Source organism: Shewanella vaxholmensis (genome assembly GCF_031932135.1).
Taxonomy (GTDB): Bacteria; Pseudomonadota; Gammaproteobacteria; order Enterobacterales; family Shewanellaceae; genus Shewanella; species Shewanella hafniensis.
This window is the reverse complement of the sequence record NZ_JAUOEV010000017.1, coordinates 90,138-109,708: the sequence shown is the minus strand read 5'-3', so window position 1 is coordinate 109,708 and position 19,571 is coordinate 90,138. Positions and strand designations below refer to the sequence as shown.

The following is a 19,571-nucleotide window of genomic DNA, read 5'->3' as shown; positions in this document are numbered from 1 at the left end:
TTTAATATTCGAGGAATATCATGAGTTTTCAAGCTTTACTTGCCAGTATTAATGGCATCGTCTGGGGCCCAATCACCCTTTGTTTGCTGGTGGGCACGGGGATTTATCTCACTGCGCGCCTCAAGCTTATCCAAGTTTTTCGTCTGCCTATGGCGCTGGGATTGTTATTTAAACCGGCAAAAGGTCATGGGGATTTATCTTCCTTTGCGGCGCTTTGTACGGCGCTGTCCGCCACTATCGGTACCGGTAATATTGTTGGCGTGGCGACGGCAATAAAAATGGGTGGCCCTGGGGCGTTATTTTGGATGTGGCTGGCGGCATTTTTTGGCATGGCGACTAAATATGCTGAATGTATGTTGGCGGTAAAGTACCGTACCACCGATGCTCGTGGGCAGATTGCGGGTGGCCCTATGTATTATATCGAGCGCGGCCTTGGTCTGCCTTGGATGGCGAAATTGTTCGCTCTTTTTGGGGTTGGTGTGGCCTTTTTCGGTATCGGTACTTTTGCACAGGTTAACGCCATCAGCGATGCGCTGACGATTGCCTTTGAGGTGCCGACTTGGTTGACCGCAACTGTGTTGACTGTGTTAGTTGCCGCAGTCACTTTGGGTGGCGTAAAGCGCATTTCAAATGTGGCGCAAAAACTTGTGCCTGCGATGTCGATTGGTTATGTGCTGGCCTGCGTGTGGATCTTAGTCGGTTTCTCCGAGCAGATTTTACCCGCCTTAGCTTTAGTGATTGAATCTGCCTTTACGCCACTCTCAGCTGCGGGGGGCTTTTTAGGGGCGACAGTTGCACAGGCGATTCAAATAGGTATTGCCCGCGGTGTGTTCTCGAACGAATCTGGATTAGGTAGTGCACCCATTGCCGCCGCTGCCGCTAAGACCAATGAACCCGTTGAGCAAGGTCTCGTCAGCATGACGGGTACTTTCTTCGATACCATTATCATTTGCACTATGACGGGGTTAGTGCTGATCATCACTGGGGTATGGAGTGGTGAGACGGCGGGTGCCGCGATGACGAGCGCGGCATTTGCCCTCGGCGGCTCAGCGGTTGTGGGTCAGTATCTGGTGACCATTGCGCTGGTGTGTTTTGCATTCACGACGATTTTGGGCTGGCATTATTATGGTGAACGCTGTTGGTATTACTTGGTCGGCGAGCGCGGGCTACGCATGTATCAAGTGGTGTTTTTGGTGCTGATTGCCGGTGGTGCTTTTATCAAACTGGATGTGATTTGGTTGTTGGCCGATACGGTTAATGGTTTGATGGCGATCCCTAACTTGATCGCCATTGTGGGCTTGAGGCATATCATCATCGCCGAAACCCAAAGTTATTTTGCTCGTATCTTACCTAATCAAACCTTAGAGACGGCTTCTTAGAGACGGCTTATTAGTGTTGTTAAAACAATAAATTACTTCACATTATTTTAACGTTCGCATTGTCGTCACTGGTTTCTTGGTTTACTTTATATGCACTATTTAAAAAATAGTGCATATAAAATCGAGGACTTTAAGGCGACGCCATGGACAAAAGTAAACTTCGTACTTTTCGCAGCAGAATATTATCCCACATAGCCTTGCCTCTCGTTTTAATCATGGCGAGCGTTTATGCTGTCAATGCTTGGTTTAGTTATCTCTCCACTGAGAATCGGCTTTACCATAGCCTGACGCAAGAGGCGAGTCACTCGGCTTCGCGTCTGCAATTGTTACTCGAGCACGCACAAGCTAATACCCAAGGCCTTGCTGATTTTATTGGTTTTTTGTCGAGTAAAGAAGATATGAATGACACTGAGAGCGTGAAAAGTGTCTTGATGAATCGGCTCAAACGTAATCCTGATTTCTTTGGCTCCGCAGTCGCGTTTAAACCCAACACCTTTCCCAATCGCAAACTCTTTTCTCCCTATGTTTACCGCGACACCAGTGGTAGCGACGATCTCCATTATATCGATATTGGTGCCGAGGGTTACGATTATACCGATGGCACTTGGGATTGGTGGAACAATGCCATCAATCAAGCGGCGGGCTACTGGTCAAAGGCCTACTTTGATGAGGGGGCGGGCAATATTCTGATGGTGACTTATTCGGCTCCTTTTGGTGAGGCGGAGCATTATTTTGGCGTCGCGACGGTTGACTTAGCGTTAGATGGCTTGCCAAAACAATTAGGAATTGCGCCTAATCGACTGGTGGTTTTAGACGATCAAGGACGGCTTATTTATCATGTTGATAAAGACAAAGTACTGGCCACGACTTCGACACAGTTGTTTGATAAAAATAAACATAGGAATGCTGACTTTTGGGGCTTACAAACGAAAGGACTTGATGGTCAGGCTAGGTTTGTTGACGACAAGGATGTGGTGTACCTCGCGAGTATTGCGACTGTCCCACAGCTAAAATGGCGCGTTATAGTGCTAGCACCAGAGCAAGATTTGTACACAGCACTGCTCGATGATATCGCATCCATAATACTCAATTTAAGCTTATTAACCCTCTTATTATTGCTGACTTGTTATCTGGCGGCGAAACGGTTAACTCGGCCGTTAGAGCTACTCGAGTCGGGTATCTTGTCCTTTGGACAGGGTAAAACTCAGCAGCTCATAATTCCCCAAGGTGCTGTGAGTGAGATTGTGACGCTGAGTAATACCTTCAATCAAATGGCGGAATTACTTGCAGAACGTGAACAAGCCATTCTTGATTCCCGCGGTAATCGCTTTGCGCGCCTAATTGATGGTATGAGCGATAAGTCTTTCTATTGTTCCCTCGAACCTAATGGCCAACTCGCCCAGGTTAGTGAGGGGGTAACTAAGGTGCTGGGGATCTCCCCTGATTTGCTCAAGCGCAAATATCAAAGACTCTTCTCGGCTAATCCCCTCAATGAGAAGAACTGGGAATATACCGATTTAGCCTTAAAGGGCCAGAATGTGCCTTCGCATCAAGTGGAAATGCTAGATGAAAAAGGGTATTTAAGAAGGCTCGATGTCTTTATGCAGCCATTATTATCAGATACTGGTGAGTTAATGTCGGTGGAAATGTTATTTACCGATGTCACAGAGCAGTTTTCAGCGGCGGCTTGGTCAAATGCCGTGCTTGAGGCTGCGCCTGAGGCCATGTTGATTGTCGACCAACAGGGGTTAATCGTTTTTACTAACAGTCGTTGCCAGCAGCTTTTTGGATTTGATACAGGGGCTATGTTGGGTTTGCAAGTTGAGCAGTTACTACCACAAGAATTGGGTACCCGACATGTTCTTGAGCGACAACAATTCCTTCGCGAAGGCCGCGATAGAGGCATGGCAAATGCGCGTCATGTTCGGGCTTTAAAAGCCGATGGTAATGAATTTATTGCTGAAATTGCGCTGAGTATGCTCCCTGCGGATGCGGATGGACAAAAGCAAGTTGCAGCTTCGATTCGCGATATGACGGATAAAATTGCGGTTGAACTTAAAATTCGGGAGAGTGAGGAGCGTTTTCGTGGATTGGTCTCCAATATCCCTAGCGCCGTATATCGTTTACGTATTGGCGATATTTGGGTAATGGAATATATCAGTGACAATATTGGTGAAATTACGGGATATGCCGCAAGCCAATTTATCAATAATCAGAATCGTACTTATATCTCTTTGATCATCGAGGAAGATCGGGGCTTCTGCCTGCACGAAATGGATAAAGCACTCGCACTTCAAGCTACCTTTGAAGTGGAATATCGTATCCGCCATCGCGATGGCAGTGTGCGCTGGGTGCATGAGAAAGGTAAGGCAAGTTATACCGAAGAGGGCGTTCCACTTTGGTTCGACGGCAGTATTGATGACATCACAGAGAGTAAGTTTGCTATAGGGCAGCTAGAGGCTTCGCGCCTGCAATTGACCAATATTACAGAGTCTATTCCTTGTACCGTGTACCAATTGTTGTGGCACTCGCCTACTGATCGCAGATTTACCTTTCTCTCTGGTGCGGCAATGAAAATGCTGGGGCTACATCGTGATGATCTTATTAGTAATTTTGACATCATCGCTGAGCGAATTTTTGATGAAGAAAGGCCGGATGTCGTGCTGGCACTTTCGGGTAAGAGTGAAGATAGGTTTCAATGGATCCGCGAGTTTCGTTATCGCCATCCCAATGGCAGCATACGTTGGATGGAAGCTGGTGCGAGCGGCCATGTAGAAGAAGATGGCGCTATTACTTGGAATGGGTATGTAATGGACATCACCCAACGCAAGAGCATAGAACAAGAGTTAGCCCTCAGTGAAGCGCACTTTAAGGCACTGTTTGATGGTGCGACCATTGGTATCGTCAATGTGGATGTTAAAGGCGTTATCTTAGATTGTAATGATCAATTCTGTGCCGATATGGCGCGGTCACGGGAGAGTTTACGCAATACCGCAATTTTTGAGGTCCTTAGCGCGCAAGATAAGCTTATCGCCAAGGAGCAATTTAAGGAATTGGTCGGTGGCAAAATTGACCATTATCGTGGCGAGAGAAGCTTTATTCGTCCTTCTGGTGCACCTTTATGGATGACGGTCAATGTGTCGGCACTGTTAGATGCCCAAGGACAATTTGAATCGGCTGTGATAAGCATGGTCGATATGACAGAGCTTAAATTACTCTCCGATGAACTGTTACTTGCCAAAGAGCAAGCCGATGCCGCCAGTAAAGCCAAAGGTGACTTCTTGGCGAATATGTCCCACGAAATACGCACCCCAATGAATGCCATTATCGGCATGTCGCAGCTGTGCTTACAGACCGAATTAGATAAAAAACAGAAAAACTATGTGGAGAAGATTGAGCGGGCATCGCAGTCTTTACTGTCTATTATCAATGACATTCTGGATTTCTCTAAGATTGAAGCGGGTAAGCTCGACATAGAATCTGTGCCATTTCAGCTCGATACTATGCTGGAAGATCTCAGCGATATGTTTTCTGAGAAAGCCGCCCACAAGCAGATTGAATTGTTATTTGCAGTCGCCCCTAACGTGCCGCGTTACTTATATGGTGATTCGCTGCGATTAGGGCAAGTGTTGATTAATCTGATGAATAACGCCATTAAGTTCACCGAGCGGGGTGAAGTATTACTGTCGTTAAATCTTGTTGAACAGCAAGATGATGATGTCGTGCTGCGTTTTAGCGTGCGTGACAGCGGCATAGGCTTAACTGAGCAGCAGCAAGCAAAATTATTTAAATCCTTTACCCAAGCGGATACTTCAACCACCCGTAAATACGGTGGTACAGGCTTAGGCTTGGCTATTTGCAAGCAACTCGTTGAACTCATGGGGGGCAATATTGGTGTCGAAAGTCAATTTGGTCATGGCAGCACCTTCTATTTCACTGTGAAGTTACAAATTTCCGAGGGCCAAAAATTAGTGCTTGAGCAAGAGCTTGAGGGCATGTCTGTGCTGGTGGTAGATGATAACGCGACCGCCAGAGACATAATGCGTACAACGCTCGAAAGTATGGGCTTTAGAGTCGATACGGTTCGTTCAGGAGAAGAAGCAATAAGCCGCTGTTTACTGCAGACCTATGAAGTGGCATTAATCGATTGGAAAATGCCCAATATGGACGGGGTAGAAACCGCCCGTCAGATCCAACTACAGGCTAAGTCTCAGCCTAAGATCTTGATGGTATCCGCCCATGCGAATCATGAATTTATCACTCAAATTGAGCAATTAGCACTGGCGGGGTACATCAGTAAACCCATCAGCGCCTCACGCATGCTCGATGGCATAATGAATGCGATTGGCCGTGAAGGCATATTACCAGTGAGACGCCGCACCGAAGAGCTGGCGCCGCAGTTATTATTGCCACTTCAAGGGAAACGTATCTTATTAGTGGAAGATAACGAGATGAACCTTGAAGTCGCCAGCGAGTTTTTAGAGCAAGTGGGGATTATTTTATCCATAGCGACCAATGGCCAAATCGCCTTAGATAAGCTATCCCAACAGCATTTCGATCTAGTGTTAATGGACTGCCAAATGCCGGTGATGGATGGTTATCAAGCCACTAAAGCGATAAGGAAAAGGCCTGAGTTGGCAAATTTACCTGTCGTCGCTATGACTGCTAATGCGATGGTCGGTGATAGAGATATGTGTCTTAGGGCAGGGATGAATGACCATATTGCCAAGCCCATAGAAGTGAATGTGCTCTATCAAACCCTATTGAAATACCTCGGATCTTCTGGAATTTCTGCTGCGATAAGGGCGGAAGCCTCAACTCAGTTAACTTCGTCCAGCGCACAGGGGGAAGTCAGCAATGGCGCTGATAAAACGGTATTGCTCAAGTGGCCAGAACACCCTGAGTTGGATATTGATAGAGGTTTGCAACTGGTGCAGCATTCGACGCGTCTTTATCAACGAATCTTTGATCGTTTCGTGAGCAGTCAACGTAATGTGGTGGAGCAGGTTCGCAAAGCCATCGCGGCGAATCAAGTCGACGATGCCGTGCGTATCGCCCACACCCTTAAAGGCTTAGCGGGTAATTTAAGTTCGGCTAAATTGGTGGAATTAGCACGTTTGCTTGAGTTGCATTTAACAGAGAAAGCGCCCTATGAAGATGAGTTAGTTCAAATTCAACCGCTAGTGGCCTCTATCTGCGATGCGATTGAACAGGCGAAGCCTGTGATAGTGTATCAAGCCGAGCCCCAAGCGGTGGACTTGCTATCAGATGAGGACTTGAGAGCCGCATTACGGGTCTTACGTCAGAATCTAGATGAAGCCGATGCCAGCGCTGTGGCAAAGATTGATGCGTTAAAGCCGAAGGTGAGTAGTGCAATGTGGCAAACATTAAGCCCCGCTTTATCTATGATTAACCAGTATCAGTTTGATGAGGCAATCGACTTAATTGACGATGTGATTACACAGTTAGGATAGAAAGCGGTAGCGCGAATTTATAATGTGTGACATTGAGTGGAGTTGTTAATGGAAAAAGCAACAATATTAGTCGTCGATGACACACCTGAGAATATTGATATTTTGATCGGTATTCTAGGTGATGATTACAAAGTCAAAGTGGCGATCGATGGGCCAAGGGCATTAGCGTTAGTGACAAAATCGCGGCCTGACTTGATTCTGCTCGATGTCATGATGCCAGGTATGAATGGCTATGAAGTCTGCAAGCTGCTAAAGCAAGAGCCGCTGACCAGCCATATTCCGGTGATATTCGTGACCGCCTTATCTGAAATTGCTGATGAAGCCCAAGGTTTTGCATTGGGCGCGGTGGATTATATTACTAAGCCTGTCAGTGCGCCTGTCGTTAAAGCGCGGGTTAAAACGCATCTTGCGCTCTATGATCAAAAACGTCTACTCGAACAACAAGTTAAAGTTCGTACCCACGAATTAGAAGAAACCCGTTTCGAGATTATCCGTCGTCTTGGCCGTGCTGCTGAATACAAGGACAACGAGACGGGTCTACATGTTGTGCGTATGAGCCATTACGCCCGCATATTAGCGATAAAGCTCGGCTTACCGACAACCTTTTGTGACTTGATTTTTAATGCGGCGCCTATGCACGATATTGGTAAAATCGGTACGCCCGATGCTGTGCTGAAAAAGCCAGGGAAACTTGATGCGCAGGAATGGGAAATTATGCAGCAGCACGCCGCCATAGGTGCAGAAATTATTGGAGAACATAGCGATCCGTTATTGCAAATGGCCCGTCGTATCGCCTTAACTCACCATGAGAAGTGGGATGGTTCAGGTTACCCCAATGGCTTGGTAGGTGAAGAAATTCCCCTTGAAGGGCGTATCACCGCGATTGCGGATGTGTTCGATGCGCTGACTTCGCAACGGCCTTACAAGCAGGCTTGGACGATTGAAGCAACTATGGAGCTATTTGAAAATCAAGCGGGAAAACATTTCGATCCTAAGTTGGTGGAGGAGTTCAAGCAAATCCTGCCAGAAGCAATTGCCATTCGAGATACTTATTTAGAAAATTGATGCTCGAAGTGCATTGACTAAGGTAAAGGCGCCATTGGCGCCTTTATTTTGCTTCAATATTTTATACTAATTATATTAAATCAAAGCATTACGCTTCATCTAATGAGTAGGGCAGGGCTTGGATCGTTAAATGTGATTGTTCATCGTCGGCAAAACGCAGCTGAGTATCATTAGGCGTGTCATTAGGAAGTACGGCGGTTAACAAGACTTGATTGCCACGCTGTACAAACTCAATGATTTGACCGCCACGGCGAAAACTGTCTTCCATCGCGATTTCGAGGCCTGATGCTAGGGTGATTTGAAGACTAGTGTGACCGCGCAAAATATACAGGGCGCGTTTATTACCACCGCGATATTTCATGCGCGCTATGGTTTCTTGCCCCATGTAACAGCCCTTATTGAAGCTGATACCGTTAACCGCTTGTAGATTACACATCTGCGGTACGTACTGGCTGGCATGGCTGGCGGCAAGGTTGGGGTAACCTGCTGCAATCTCTAACGCTTGCCATGCACTGGCGTCAAATACACTCAGTTCCGATTGCGCAACTAAAGCTGCTGCGGCATCTGGTGTTAATACTAAAATAAAACGTTCAGCGTCTTTTAAAATCGCACCCTTTTCAATGAGTGTGAGCTCTTGCTGAATGTCACCAAAATGTTTGTTCACGAATTGGCTTGCCTGTTCACCAGCAACGCCGAGCAGAGTCCACTCAGCGGATGCATTGCTTAAGGTGGCTTTACTAAACACGGCATATTTTTGTAACTGGGGTAAATCGACTTCGATGGCATCCTTTGGCATCAACATAAAGAGTGCATCTTGAATGGCAAAGGTTCTGAAACTGGCCAGCATTTTACCTTTAGGATCGCAATGGGCGCCCCAGCGCCATTGATCTGTGGCCAATGAGCTGATATCTGTGGTCACTTGGCCATGGATAAAACTGCGGCCTTGTTCTCCAACGACTTTGATGAGGCCCAAATGAGATAAGTTGGCAAGCATAAGTGGAGGCAAGGTAGCGTCCAGATCCCAATGGGGCGTAGAAACTGAAATAGTCATAGCGAGATCCTGAAAATAAAGACGATGTGAGAGGCTAGATTGTAACGGAATTCCAGTTGGCTCAAAAGCATAAGGCGCACATATCTGTGAATGATCTGTGCGCCTTATTATGTGTGCTTTAGTCGATAGGCTTAAAGCGAGTGGAGTTTAAAGTTTAAAACAGCACGCGGGTACGCAGTTAAAACAGCACGCGGGTACGCAGTGTGCCTTCAATGGCCTTCAATTCCACTAAAGCTTCTTCGGCTTGGTGGGTGTCGACTTCCATGACCACATAACCAATTTCTGCGGTGGTTTGCAGATATTGCGCGGCAATGTTGATGCCTTTTTCCGAGAAGGCTTGGTTGATCTTGATCAGCACGCCTGGACGGTTTTGGTGAATATGCAGTAAGCGTGAGGTGCCTTTATGCATAGGCAGCGAAACTTCAGGGAAGTTAACTGCAGATACGGTCGATCCATTGTCTGAGTATTTAGCGAGCTTGCCAGCGACTTCGATACCAATGTTTTCTTGGGCTTCAGCAGTACTACCACCCACATGCGGTGTCAGCAATACGTTATCAAGACCTCGAAGTGGGCTGATAAATTCATCGTCATTCGATTGCGGCTCAACTGGGAACACATCAATCGCCGCGCCCGCAAGGTGGCGCTCTTTGAGTGCGACTGTTAAGGCCTCGATATCGACTACAGTGCCGCGTGATGCGTTGATAAAGATGCTGCCCTTTTTCATCGCCGCAAATTCAGCTGCGCCTATCATGTCTTTGGTTTGTGGGGTTTCAGGTACGTGTAAGCTCACTACGTCAGCTTGCGCCAGTAATTGTTCCATTGAATGAATTTGTTGTGCATTGCCTAGCGGCAGTTTGTCTTCGATATCGAAGAACACCACGCGCATGCCCAGCGTCTCAGCCAGAATACCAAGCTGAGTACCGATATGACCGTAACCGATTACGCCTAAGGTTTTTCCGCGCACTTCGTAGCTGCCAGCGGCGGTTTTCATCCAGCCACCACGGTGGGCGATGGCGTTACGCTCAGGGATACCGCGCATCAGCATAATGATTTCGCCAATCACGAGTTCGGCAACACTTCGCGTGTTGGAGAATGGTGCGTTAAATACTGGGATACCAAGGGATTCGGCGGTGGCAAGATCAACTTGGTTGGTTCCGATACAGAAGCAACCGATCGCGATCAACTTCTCGGCACGTTTCAGCACCTCGGCAGTTAATTGGGTACGTGAACGAAGTCCCACGAAATGTGCATCTTTGATGGATTCAATTAATGCTTCATCGCCTAATGAGGCTTTGTGGTATTCGATGTTGGTGTATCCCGCACGCTCAAGTACATCGACTGCAGATTGGTGGACGCCTTCCAACAGCAGGATCTTGATCTTATCCTTGTCCAGCGAATGTTTCGCCATGATATGGGTACCCTCTAATTAATAGAAATGTTTCTTATGATATGCTGACAACCTTCACCCACCAAAATAGCACTTTTTTTACTCAGTGTGGAGGGCTAGATGGCTAAAGTTAATATTCTAAATTAAGAACAATATCGCATAAGAGGAAGAAACATTGAATAACAAAATCGCGTGGTGTGCTATTTACCTCTTAGTGCTCGTTTGGTCGGCAATAAATCCCGCAGATCCTTTCACTTGGTGGCTCGAAGCGGCTCCCGCATTAGTGGCTGTGCCACTGCTATTTTTTACCCGCAAACGCTTCCCATTAACGCCGCTGGTGTATGTTTTAGTGTTAGCCCATTGCTGTGTGCTGTTTGTCGGCGCGCATTACACCTATGCTGAAGTGCCATTATTCGACACGATTGCCCATTGGATGGGTTCAGAACGTAATAATTACGACAAGTTAGGTCACTTTGCGCAAGGTTTTATCCCTGCCATGTTAGCGCGTGAAATTATGCTGCGTAATCAAGCGGTCAAACCCGGTGCTTGGTGTGCGTTTTTGGTCACATGTTTTGTGCTCGCGTTTTCGGCGTTTTATGAACTCATTGAATGGTGGGTTGCAGTGGCAACAGGTGAAGGCGCTGAAGCCTTTTTGGGAACCCAAGGCTATGTGTGGGACACTCAATCAGATATGTTAATGGCATTAATTGGCGCAATTGTCGCACTCGTTTTATTGTCTCGTTTTCAAGATAAGCAAATAGCAGCACTTAAACTCAGACGCTAGTGGCCGTGAGTTGCTGATTGTTTCAGCTTGAGTCATAAGTTCATTCTTCCATAAAGCTTCTAACATGAGTGTGATGGCATTTAGCTGTCACACTTTCTTATTGCCTGTATGTTATTTTTGTGTTGCAACTTTCGATGGGTGTCTTCATAGTTTGAAAGTACTAGATTTCGTGAGTCGGTTAAACCTAATGGAGTTTTATGCTGTTATTCCAATTATATTCCGTCAGTTAGTCGAACTTACTAGGATTTAAAAGGGAATAGTACATTTGGGTGATGTTTTTCAGTCTTTAACTAGTCAGAATCAACTAGGTTAATGGAATGTTTAAAAATCTAACTAAAGAGGCTGGTCAAACATACCATTTTGCTAATAGAAAATACTTTTCAGGGAGGAGAGTCATTGAGCACAATTAATGAATTAGTTTTTTTACATCAAATGGCGGCACCATGTCATTTAGCGTTACTCGCTGAATCCATAGGCTTGAAAACTCGTATCGTTAAGCATGCGGCGGAATTAGATTTAGATAAGAGTCGTCGAAGTTTTTATCTGATCACCCAAAAGGGCGCTGCACTCGATAACAAGGGGATCCCTTTACTGGCTTCGCGCTTAGTATCACATTTCCCCGTGGCGCTGTACCAAGTTGAGCGTGACTCTTTAGATCAAGAGTCGGCTATGTTACTCGGTATTCGTGGCCTGTTGTTTGCCGATCAACGTTTGGATTTGATGTTGACGGGTTTGCGTAAAATGGTGGCAGAGGAACTTTGGTACGACAGAACATTACTGAGTAAAGTGTTCCGTCGTGTAGTACAAAAGCTCGATGGCAATAATGAGATGCTCTCCGATACAGTGGCTATGCTACAGATGCTGACTTCCCGTGAGCGCACTATTATTCAATTTGTGTCGAGTGGCGCGAGGAATAAAGAAATCGCCCACAGATTGTGCATCAGCGAACATACGGTGAAGGCTCACATTTCCTCTATCTTCCGTAAAACCCAGTCCCGTAATCGTGTTGAGTTGTTGCGTTGGGCACAAACCTATCAGACCCACTTTGAGCTGTGCAGCTAGGTAGTTAAAGATATTGATCGTTAGCTTTTCGCTTTGAGTGGTTAATGTTAATAATTGCTGGTTAGTCAGAATAGAAAAGCGGGAATGTTTGTTTAAACATTCCCGCTTTTTGTTCAACACCCTTTTGATAAACCACCAAAGAGTGTAGCTGTGGTGGTTTTAACAGGATTGACTAGTATTGCACTACAGTAGCAACGTTCATATTACCTGATTGATTAACGCTGATGCTGTTGTTATTACCAGCTTGAGAACCTAGTACTAAGTTATCGTTACCTGTTTGAGTGATCAACAGGCTGTTATTATCACCGCTTACTTCAAATGAACTACTTGCGTCACCACCAATCCAGTTACCGTTACCTGATTGAGCAATTTGTGCAGTGTTTTCATCACCTTCGATAATCAAATCGATAAGGTTAAGATCGCCATTTTGCAGTGCAGTGACATCGGCATTATTGTTGCCAGCAATGGAAATGACGGCTTCGTTTTGAGCGCCATCTTGCTCAACATCCACTTCGTTATCGCTACCTACTGCATCGACATAGGCAAAGTTAGTATCACCTTCTTGGCTAACTTCAATACTGTTATCTTGACCATCAGCAAAGGCAACGATTTCGTTGTTATTGCCTTTAGAAGATAAATCGAAGTCGTTATCTGTGCCGTAGGCGCCAAAGGTTGCGAAGTTAGCATCGCCTTTTTGTTTCAAGTCAACGTCGTTGCTATCGCCCCATACTTGGAACTCTGCACCGTTGACATCGCCTTTTTGAGTGATAGTAATATCATTATCATCACCTTGGATATCAGCCACTAAAGTATCGCCGATTGTGTTGCCGCTGCCATTTTGGGTAATATCGACAGTGTTGTCATCACCCGTAGTCATAGCAAGATAAGCTGTGTTGCCGTTACCTTTTTGATCCATTGAAATATCGTTGTCGCTGCCAGCAAGAGCGTAAACGAAGCCAACATGGTTATCACCTTTTTGGACCATGTCTACTGTGTTGTTGTCGCCTGCAATACCTTTAGCCGCGCCAAAGTTATTGTTACCCGCTTGATTAACAGAAATGTCGTTGTTGTTACCCACGTTAGCGGTTAAATCAAGGGCGATTAGACCCGCTTGGTTGTTGTCACCTACTTGGGTAATTTTTCCGTCGTTGTTGTTGCCTTCAACGCGGAATACTGCAAAGTTAGCATCGCCTTCTTGCTCAACAAATACGCTGTTTTCAACGCCAGTGATTTCAACTTGGCTTTCGTTGACTTCGCCTAATTGACTCACGATTGCAGTGTTATTGTTGCCAGTAACATCATTGCTGCTTTGGTTAAAGAAACCGTCTTGCGACACATTGACATTGTTGTTGTCACCGACAACATTTGCACTTGCCACATGCCAATCAGCTTGTTGTGTTATCTGGACTTTGTTTTCTGCACCCGTCGAATTAATTGCGGCTTCATGCCACACACCGTCTTGGATAACGGTTGCGGTTTGATCGTTACCTGTTTGCACAACTGCTGCAGCGTTAAGGCCACCCGTTTGTGAGACTAAGGTGTCTTGGGCTTGGCCTGACTGTACTACGCTAATTTCGCTCACTGTACTGGCAGCAAAGGCTTGACCGCTTAAACCTGTTGCAATGGCCAAAGCAATAAGTGATTTTTTAGCTTGTGATTTCATGTGACGCTCCCTGTTTAATATTGAGTTATTGAGATTGCAGCACCGTCTGCAATCTGTTGAATCGAAAAATTGCCGCTTCCTAGCTGGTTCAGTTGCACGAGATTGTTATTGCCAATTTGTGTCACTGAAGCCGTATTTTGACTGCCCACTTGCAGTAGTTGCACTTTATTGTTTGAACCAATCTGCGTGATTAGCGCATCGTTATCATTGCCGACTTGTGTCACATCGGCTTTGTTATCGTTGCCTGATTGGAACAGTAATCCTTGGTTAGCATTGCCTTGTTGCACCAGTTCGATAAGGTTATCGCGACCGGAACGTTCCAGTAATGCCTGCAGGGTTATAGGTAACTCATTGACATTCAGCTCTTGTGCTGAGGTCATACAACTACAGAGCAGGAGCAGCGGTACCAAAAAGCGTATAGAGGTATTTGGCACGGGTGACTCCTTGCATCAAATATCTTGGGCTGTCTAAAACAACAGACACTCCAAATTCAGCCCTGAAGATACGAGTCCCGTTAATATGCCGCAATTGGCCAAAAGGGTATTTATTACGCAAAGGATTCACAGTAGATAAATGATGGATTTATCGTTATCCAATTGATTCAGTTATTTTTATCTGTTTTTTAGAGAGTGTTTTTTTAGGCCGAGTAGTCTAGTTGGTCTAGTAGTTAAGTCGTACTCGTTGCTAAGTTATCCTTCAGTTTTTAAACAATGCTGCAACCAAATCAAGCAATGCATCGATTATCACGTGATATTTTTCGGGGAAACAAGTTATAGGAAATATGGTGAGAATAGTGTTGTGGGATTGACTCAATTCAAGAGCTATTTAGCGGTATTAAAGCATGTTTAAAGGCGAACTATATGGTGTTTATCTTCGGTTGACTTTAAATCACAATGAAGATTTTAGTGAGCGGTTTTATGAGTAAAAAAATTCGACCATAGTGGTCGAATTCCTTGGTGAATGAGTGACAAGCTGAGCACTAACCTTTTATATGAGATCAGTGTTTCTCTGGCTCCTTCGATTCTTCAGGGGAGACCTCTGCACTGATCTGGTTTTTTCTATCCTTCAGTTGCTGCATTGCGCTGTTATTGTTCACAGTCAGCGCATTGAAGCGAGTATTGATATCGTCCATTTCGTTGATGTATTCAGGATCGCTTTTTTCTTTATTTTGCCAATAACGTTTACGCTCTAGTTTTTGTAATTCACTGGCGCGCAGAATTTCAAAATAGCTGTTCTCCTGTTTAAGTCGATAGATTTCGCCATCGAGTAATTGCAGCAATTTTTCTTTAGAAATGGTTTGGCGATTCAGTAGCGCTTGCAGGGGATCGACTGGAATGTCCCTTTTATCTGAGTCGACTTCTGTGGTGATCCCCAACTGATATTCGATTTTATGTTGGCTAAATTCCTGCGGGCAAGCGGTTTGGCTAAAGACAATTTTGTCATCTTTACGGCATTTATAAATGGTATTTGCCTGTACTGCACTTGGCAAAATAACACAGATTAGGGTGAGTATCAGTCTTACCATTAGGCCACAAATCCTTTGTACACTTGCATAGCGATTATGATTTAGTTCTTTGATTACAATCGATAAATAGTAAGCTTAATGCTTGCGCTATTAAGTCTATTCAATCAGTGATTTATGCCTCGTCCCATGGGACGTTGGTTTTTTGGGCCATTAAACCTAAGGTATTAAAGTATTAGCTATATATCAGTAAAGGGGCAAATTTACTGTGTTTATTGTAGTGGCCAAGATTTTACTTATCGCTAACATCTGCATCATACTATGGCGTAAGTTAAGGGATAAAACCAGTTTTTTGACGATTCAATTTTTTTGGCGCTAAGGTTGATTCTAAACGATAAATTTAATGGTGCGCGGCAGATTCAAAGCATAAAAAAGGGAGCGAGAGCTCCCTTTATTGATTGACGCTAACTATTAGCGATCGAACCTTAAGTTATCGATAAGCCGTGCTTTACCTATATAGGCGGCGGCTAAAATCACTAAGGCTTGATCCTGATGTTGGGCCTGTTCTAGCGTGTGAGCGTGGCGAATTTCGAGATAATCCGGCGTAAAACCGGCCGCGACTAACTTGGCTTTTGCTTGCTCGGTCACTTGTTCAAAACTTTCACCTTGCTTGATCCCAGTGGCCATGGCATCTATGGCTTGTTTTAGTGCAGGCGCTGCGGCTTTTTCTGCGGCAGTGAGGTAACCATTGCGCGAACTCATGGCTAAGCCTGAGTCTTCACGTATGGTATCAATACCGATAATTTCAATCGGTAATGACAAGTCTTCAACCATAGTTTTGATCACTAACAGCTGTTGATAGTCCTTATTACCGAATAGCGCCACATCGGGCTGTACTATGTTAAACAGTTTACAAACGATAGTCGCAACACCACGAAAATGTCCCGGACGGCTCGCACCACAAAGCACGTCGGAAATCCCTGGGACTTCGACATAGGTTTGCTGCTCTAGACCCTTGGGATACATCACGGCTGGCGTCGGGGTGAATAATAGCTCAGCGCCAGCAGCCGTGAGGGCTTCGCTGTCGGCAGCCAGCGTGCGTGGGTAAGCATCTAAATCTTCGTTCTGACCAAATTGCATTGGATTAACGAAAATTGAGACCACCACATGGTCACACTTGCTCGCGGCTTCTTTGACTAAAGTAATGTGTCCCTGATGGAGATTGCCCATGGTGGGCACAAAGGCGACGGTTTCGCCCTTGGCACGCCATGCACGCACTTGGGTGCGAATATCATCAATATGGGCGCTAGTGATCATTGAGCCTTACCTTGCATAAATCGGTTATTAATTAAAAGTGTGTTCGTCGCCAGGGAATGTTCCTTGGGCAACTTCGTCGATATAAGCACGCACGGCCGAGCGAATTTCACCAGTTTGTTTTAGGTAGTTTTTCGAGAAACGTGGAATATAACCACTTGAAATACCTAACACATCATGCATGACCAAAATTTGTCCATCGGTTGATGCGCCTGCGCCAATCCCAATAACTGGAATCGTTAAGGCTTGAGTGATCGCCGTTGCGAGTGGCGCAGGAATACATTCCACAACCAATAGTTGAGCACCAGCCGCTTCTAATGCTTTTGCTTCGTCGAGAATGCGCTGGGCATTTTCGGCGTCGCGGCCCTGCACTTTAAAACCACCAAATACATGGACTGACTGAGGCGTTAAGCCTAAGTGAGCACACACGGGAATACCGCGTTCCGTGAGCTTAGTGACAGTTTCAAGCAACCAGTGGCCACCTTCGACTTTGACCATGTTCGCGCCAGCCTGCATCAACTCAGTGGCGTTAACCATAGCTTGTTCTGGTGTGGCGTAACTCATAAAGGGCATATCGGCGATCAGCAGGGCACGTTCGATACCGCGACGGACACAGCGAGTATGGTAAGCGATATCTGCCGTAGAGACGGGTAGGGTATCGTCATGGCCTTGGAGAACCATTCCTAGAGAATCGCCGACGAGCAGCACATCTACACCTTCGCTATCGAACGCGCTGGCAAAACTGGCATCATAGGCTGTCAGTGCCGTGAATTTTCTACCTTCCTGTTTGTATTTCAACAGGGTTGAGCTAGTAATTTTAGACATATGGATGATCTTCAAACCAAATAGAAGTGGTGTTATAAGCTAACTGGGGACGGACTTCAATGATCAATGCCCAGTTGTTGTAACTCGGCCAACATTTTTGTATCGATAAGACTGCCGATTGCAGTGTTGCACGGCAGAATAAGATTTGGTGCGATTGCGGCTAAAGGCACGAGCACAAAGCTGCGCTCTTTCATGCCGTAGTGGGGCACTTTGAGTCTAGGTATGTCAATGTTCTCATTGCCATACAAGAGTAAATCGAGATCTAAGGTTCTGGGCCCCCAACGTTCAAGGCGTACTCGACCTTGGGTGTTTTCGATATGCTGCAATGCATCGAGTAAGGCTAATGGCTCAAGATCGGTATCGAAACTGACCACCGCATTAACATAATCGGGTTGCACGACATCGCCCATAGGCGTCGAATGATAATAAGGAGAAACCAGTAGACTATTGCCTAAGGCTAATGCGGACAATGCCGTGACGGCATTGTCCAATTGAGTCTTGGGATCGTCGAGATTCGCGCCTAATGCGACGTAGACGCGAGGCATTATTCCGTCGCTTTCGCTTTTGGTGTGCCACTTGCCTTAGGTGCGCTCGTCGGCGCTGAACCATCGGCATTCGGCGCGCGAGGACGGCGACGACGTTGAGTGGCATTACGGTTGCGATTTGGCGATTTACTGCCGCTACGCGCAATGGCTAAGCGTTCAGTTTCATCGGCTTCAACAAACTGTTGCCACCAAGCGGCACTCTTAGCGACATTACCCGCTTCGACTTCGCCTCTGAGCAAGAGTAAATCGTATGCGGCTCTAAACTTAGGATGTTCCATCAGTTTAAAGGCGCGAGTGCCTTGGCTACGATCAAAGCGTAACTGTAACTGCCAAATGTCTTTTGCTGGCGTACTAAAACGGCGTGGAATGCTAATGGTTTGGCATTGCTGCTCCATCACATCGCCCATAGCGGCAAAGAAGGCATCGTATAAGGTCAGGCCACTTTCAACGGCAATATCTTCGGCGCGTTGACGCAGTGGATACCAGAGAAGCGCAGCATAGAAGAATGAAGGCGTCACCGGCTTATCTTCGTTAACTCTTTGATCTGTGCTCTTCATAATGGCTTGCACCATTTTCATGGTCGTGCCTTTAGGATCATCTTTTAGCAGAGCGGCCACTTGCGGAAACAGCGGCGCGAATAGCTTGTATTCTTGCATCAGTTCGAAGTTGGCTAAGGCTTTGCCTGCAAAGAAGAGTTTGAGCACTTCTTCGTACATACGCGCTGCGGGAATATCTTTTAGCAGTGGCGCTAATTGTTTAATCGGCGCAGCTGTTACTGTTTCGATACCCATGTTGAGTTTAGTGGCGAAACGCACCGCCCTTAACATACGCACCGGATCTTCACGGTAACGGGTTTCTGGATCGCCAATTAATCTCAACGTACCTGCTTTGAGGTCAGCCATACCGCCGCCGTAGCTGCGGATCGAGTAATCGCTGATATCGTAATAGAGGGCATTGACGGTAAAGTCGCGGCGCTCGGCATCTTCGTCGATTTCGCCATAAACGTTATCACGTAGCAAACGCCCTTCGGCATTGGCTTTAGATACTTTCTCATTGCTTTCGCCATGGTGACCACGAAAGGTCGCCACTTCGATAACATCGCGGCCGAAAACAATATGGGCCAGACGGAAACGACGGCCAACGACTCGGCAGTTGCGGAACAGTTTTTTGATTTCTTCCGGTGTCGCATTGGTCACTACGTCGAAATCTTTCGGTTCAATCCCTAAGAGTAAATCGCGTACACCGCCGCCGACTAAATAGGCTTTAAAACCTGATTTATTCAGTCTGTATAACACCTTAAGGGCATTTTCGCTGATTTGTTTGCGCGAGATGGTATGGGCATCTCTTGGCACTAACTCTAAGCTTAACGCTCCAGAACTTTGTTCAGGCGTTGTTGGTTCAATCTGAGCTGGAGTCGGAGCGGTCGTTTTAGGCGCGTCTTCAAATAGCTGTTTGCAGAATTGGCTGATACGGCGAAAAATGGGACACCTCGAAATATGATCTGTTATTTGATTAAAAATCTGGCGGCTATCATATACCAAATGCAGCCTAATGAGTATA

General features: G+C 46.1%; 14 protein-coding genes. 5 read left to right on the top strand and 9 right to left on the bottom strand.

Features of this window, described 5'->3' with window-relative positions; genetic code table 11:
* Positions 1-20 precede the first annotated feature (20 nt).
* From Q4Q46_RS15015 to Q4Q46_RS15005, 3 genes are all read left to right on the top strand, one after another.
* Positions 21-1,379 (top strand): alanine/glycine:cation symporter family protein, encoded by a 1,359-nt coding sequence (locus Q4Q46_RS15015; RefSeq protein ID WP_311906365.1) that lies wholly within the window; start codon positions 21-23, stop codon positions 1,377-1,379.
* A gap of 143 nt (positions 1,380-1,522) precedes the next feature.
* The gene (locus Q4Q46_RS15010) at positions 1,523-6,853 is read left to right on the top strand and encodes a PAS domain S-box protein (protein ID WP_311906364.1); all 5,331 of its coding nucleotides are present in this window, start codon (positions 1,523-1,525) and stop codon (positions 6,851-6,853) included.
* A 48-nt stretch (positions 6,854-6,901) separates the two neighbouring features.
* Positions 6,902-7,918: a response regulator gene (locus Q4Q46_RS15005; RefSeq protein ID WP_028759378.1), complete on the top strand. Its 1,017-nt coding sequence runs from the start codon at positions 6,902-6,904 to the stop codon at positions 7,916-7,918.
* An 88-nt stretch (positions 7,919-8,006) separates the two neighbouring features.
* Here the strand turns inward: Q4Q46_RS15005 and ygfZ are convergent, their stop codons facing one another.
* Positions 8,007-8,969 carry a tRNA-modifying protein YgfZ gene (ygfZ, locus tag Q4Q46_RS15000; protein ID WP_311906363.1) on the bottom strand — a complete coding sequence of 321 codons (963 nt, stop codon included), beginning with the start codon at positions 8,967-8,969 and terminating at the stop codon, positions 8,007-8,009.
* A gap of 178 nt (positions 8,970-9,147) precedes the next feature.
* Complete coding sequence (serA, locus tag Q4Q46_RS14995) at positions 9,148-10,377, bottom strand: phosphoglycerate dehydrogenase (protein WP_012088338.1); 1,230 nt, start codon at positions 10,375-10,377, stop codon at positions 9,148-9,150.
* Positions 10,378-10,531: 154 nt separating this feature from the next.
* Here serA and Q4Q46_RS14990 point away from each other — a divergent pair, with 154 nt between their 5' ends.
* Both Q4Q46_RS14990 and Q4Q46_RS14985 read left to right on the top strand, forming a co-directional pair.
* Entirely contained in the window at positions 10,532-11,140 is a 609-nt protein-coding gene (locus tag Q4Q46_RS14990; protein WP_012088339.1) for a DUF2238 domain-containing protein, read from the top strand.
* A gap of 396 nt (positions 11,141-11,536) precedes the next feature.
* Positions 11,537-12,202 (top strand): helix-turn-helix transcriptional regulator, encoded by a 666-nt coding sequence (locus tag Q4Q46_RS14985; RefSeq protein ID WP_006085993.1) that lies wholly within the window; start codon positions 11,537-11,539, stop codon positions 12,200-12,202.
* A 172-nt stretch (positions 12,203-12,374) separates the two neighbouring features.
* On the opposite strand, the gene Q4Q46_RS14980 is transcribed toward Q4Q46_RS14985, so the two are convergent.
* The 7 genes from Q4Q46_RS14980 to Q4Q46_RS14950 all read right to left on the bottom strand — a co-directional run bounded on the left by Q4Q46_RS14980 (position 12,375) and on the right by Q4Q46_RS14950 (position 19,552).
* Positions 12,375-13,865, bottom strand: a complete 1,491-nt coding sequence (locus Q4Q46_RS14980; RefSeq protein WP_261273448.1) for a curlin — start codon at positions 13,863-13,865, stop codon at positions 12,375-12,377.
* Positions 13,866-13,879: 14 nt separating this feature from the next.
* Positions 13,880-14,299: a curlin gene (locus Q4Q46_RS14975; RefSeq protein ID WP_107946592.1), complete on the bottom strand. Its 420-nt coding sequence runs from the start codon at positions 14,297-14,299 to the stop codon at positions 13,880-13,882.
* A gap of 563 nt (positions 14,300-14,862) precedes the next feature.
* Positions 14,863-15,390, bottom strand: coding sequence for a DUF4124 domain-containing protein (locus Q4Q46_RS14970; RefSeq protein WP_261273446.1), 528 nt, complete (start codon positions 15,388-15,390; stop codon positions 14,863-14,865).
* Between the two features lie 408 nt (positions 15,391-15,798).
* A complete protein-coding gene (gene panC, locus Q4Q46_RS14965) occupies positions 15,799-16,644 on the bottom strand; it encodes a pantoate--beta-alanine ligase (protein ID WP_259513117.1) in 846 nt (281 codons plus the stop codon).
* 27 nt (positions 16,645-16,671) lie between these two features.
* Entirely contained in the window at positions 16,672-17,466 is a 795-nt protein-coding gene (panB, locus tag Q4Q46_RS14960; RefSeq protein WP_106649539.1) for a 3-methyl-2-oxobutanoate hydroxymethyltransferase, read from the bottom strand.
* Between the two features lie 56 nt (positions 17,467-17,522).
* The gene (gene folK / locus Q4Q46_RS14955; protein ID WP_311906362.1) at positions 17,523-18,011 is read right to left on the bottom strand and encodes a 2-amino-4-hydroxy-6-hydroxymethyldihydropteridine diphosphokinase; all 489 of its coding nucleotides are present in this window, start codon (positions 18,009-18,011) and stop codon (positions 17,523-17,525) included.
* The gene (locus tag Q4Q46_RS14950; protein WP_311906361.1) at positions 18,011-19,552 is read right to left on the bottom strand and encodes a polynucleotide adenylyltransferase PcnB; all 1,542 of its coding nucleotides are present in this window, start codon (positions 19,550-19,552) and stop codon (positions 18,011-18,013) included. Before Q4Q46_RS14950 ends, folK begins: the two co-directional genes overlap by 1 nt.
* Between the last annotated feature and the right edge of the window lie 19 nt (positions 19,553-19,571).

Coding starts and splice junctions, on each gene's coding strand:
- Q4Q46_RS15015 (WP_311906365.1), top strand. CDS start 21: ATGAGTTTTCAAGCTTTACTTGCCAGTATTAATGGCATCGTCTGGGGC.
- Q4Q46_RS15010 (WP_311906364.1), top strand. CDS start 1,523: ATGGACAAAAGTAAACTTCGTACTTTTCGCAGCAGAATATTATCCCAC.
- Q4Q46_RS15005 (WP_028759378.1), top strand. CDS start 6,902: ATGGAAAAAGCAACAATATTAGTCGTCGATGACACACCTGAGAATATT.
- ygfZ (WP_311906363.1), bottom strand. CDS start 8,969: ATGACTATTTCAGTTTCTACGCCCCATTGGGATCTGGACGCTACCTTG.
- serA (WP_012088338.1), bottom strand. CDS start 10,377: ATGGCGAAACATTCGCTGGACAAGGATAAGATCAAGATCCTGCTGTTG.
- Q4Q46_RS14980 (WP_261273448.1), bottom strand. CDS start 13,865: ATGAAATCACAAGCTAAAAAATCACTTATTGCTTTGGCCATTGCAACA.
- Q4Q46_RS14970 (WP_261273446.1), bottom strand. CDS start 15,390: ATGGTAAGACTGATACTCACCCTAATCTGTGTTATTTTGCCAAGTGCA.
- panC (WP_259513117.1), bottom strand. CDS start 16,644: ATGATCACTAGCGCCCATATTGATGATATTCGCACCCAAGTGCGTGCA.
- panB (WP_106649539.1), bottom strand. CDS start 17,466: ATGTCTAAAATTACTAGCTCAACCCTGTTGAAATACAAACAGGAAGGT.
- folK (WP_311906362.1), bottom strand. CDS start 18,011: ATGCCTCGCGTCTACGTCGCATTAGGCGCGAATCTCGACGATCCCAAG.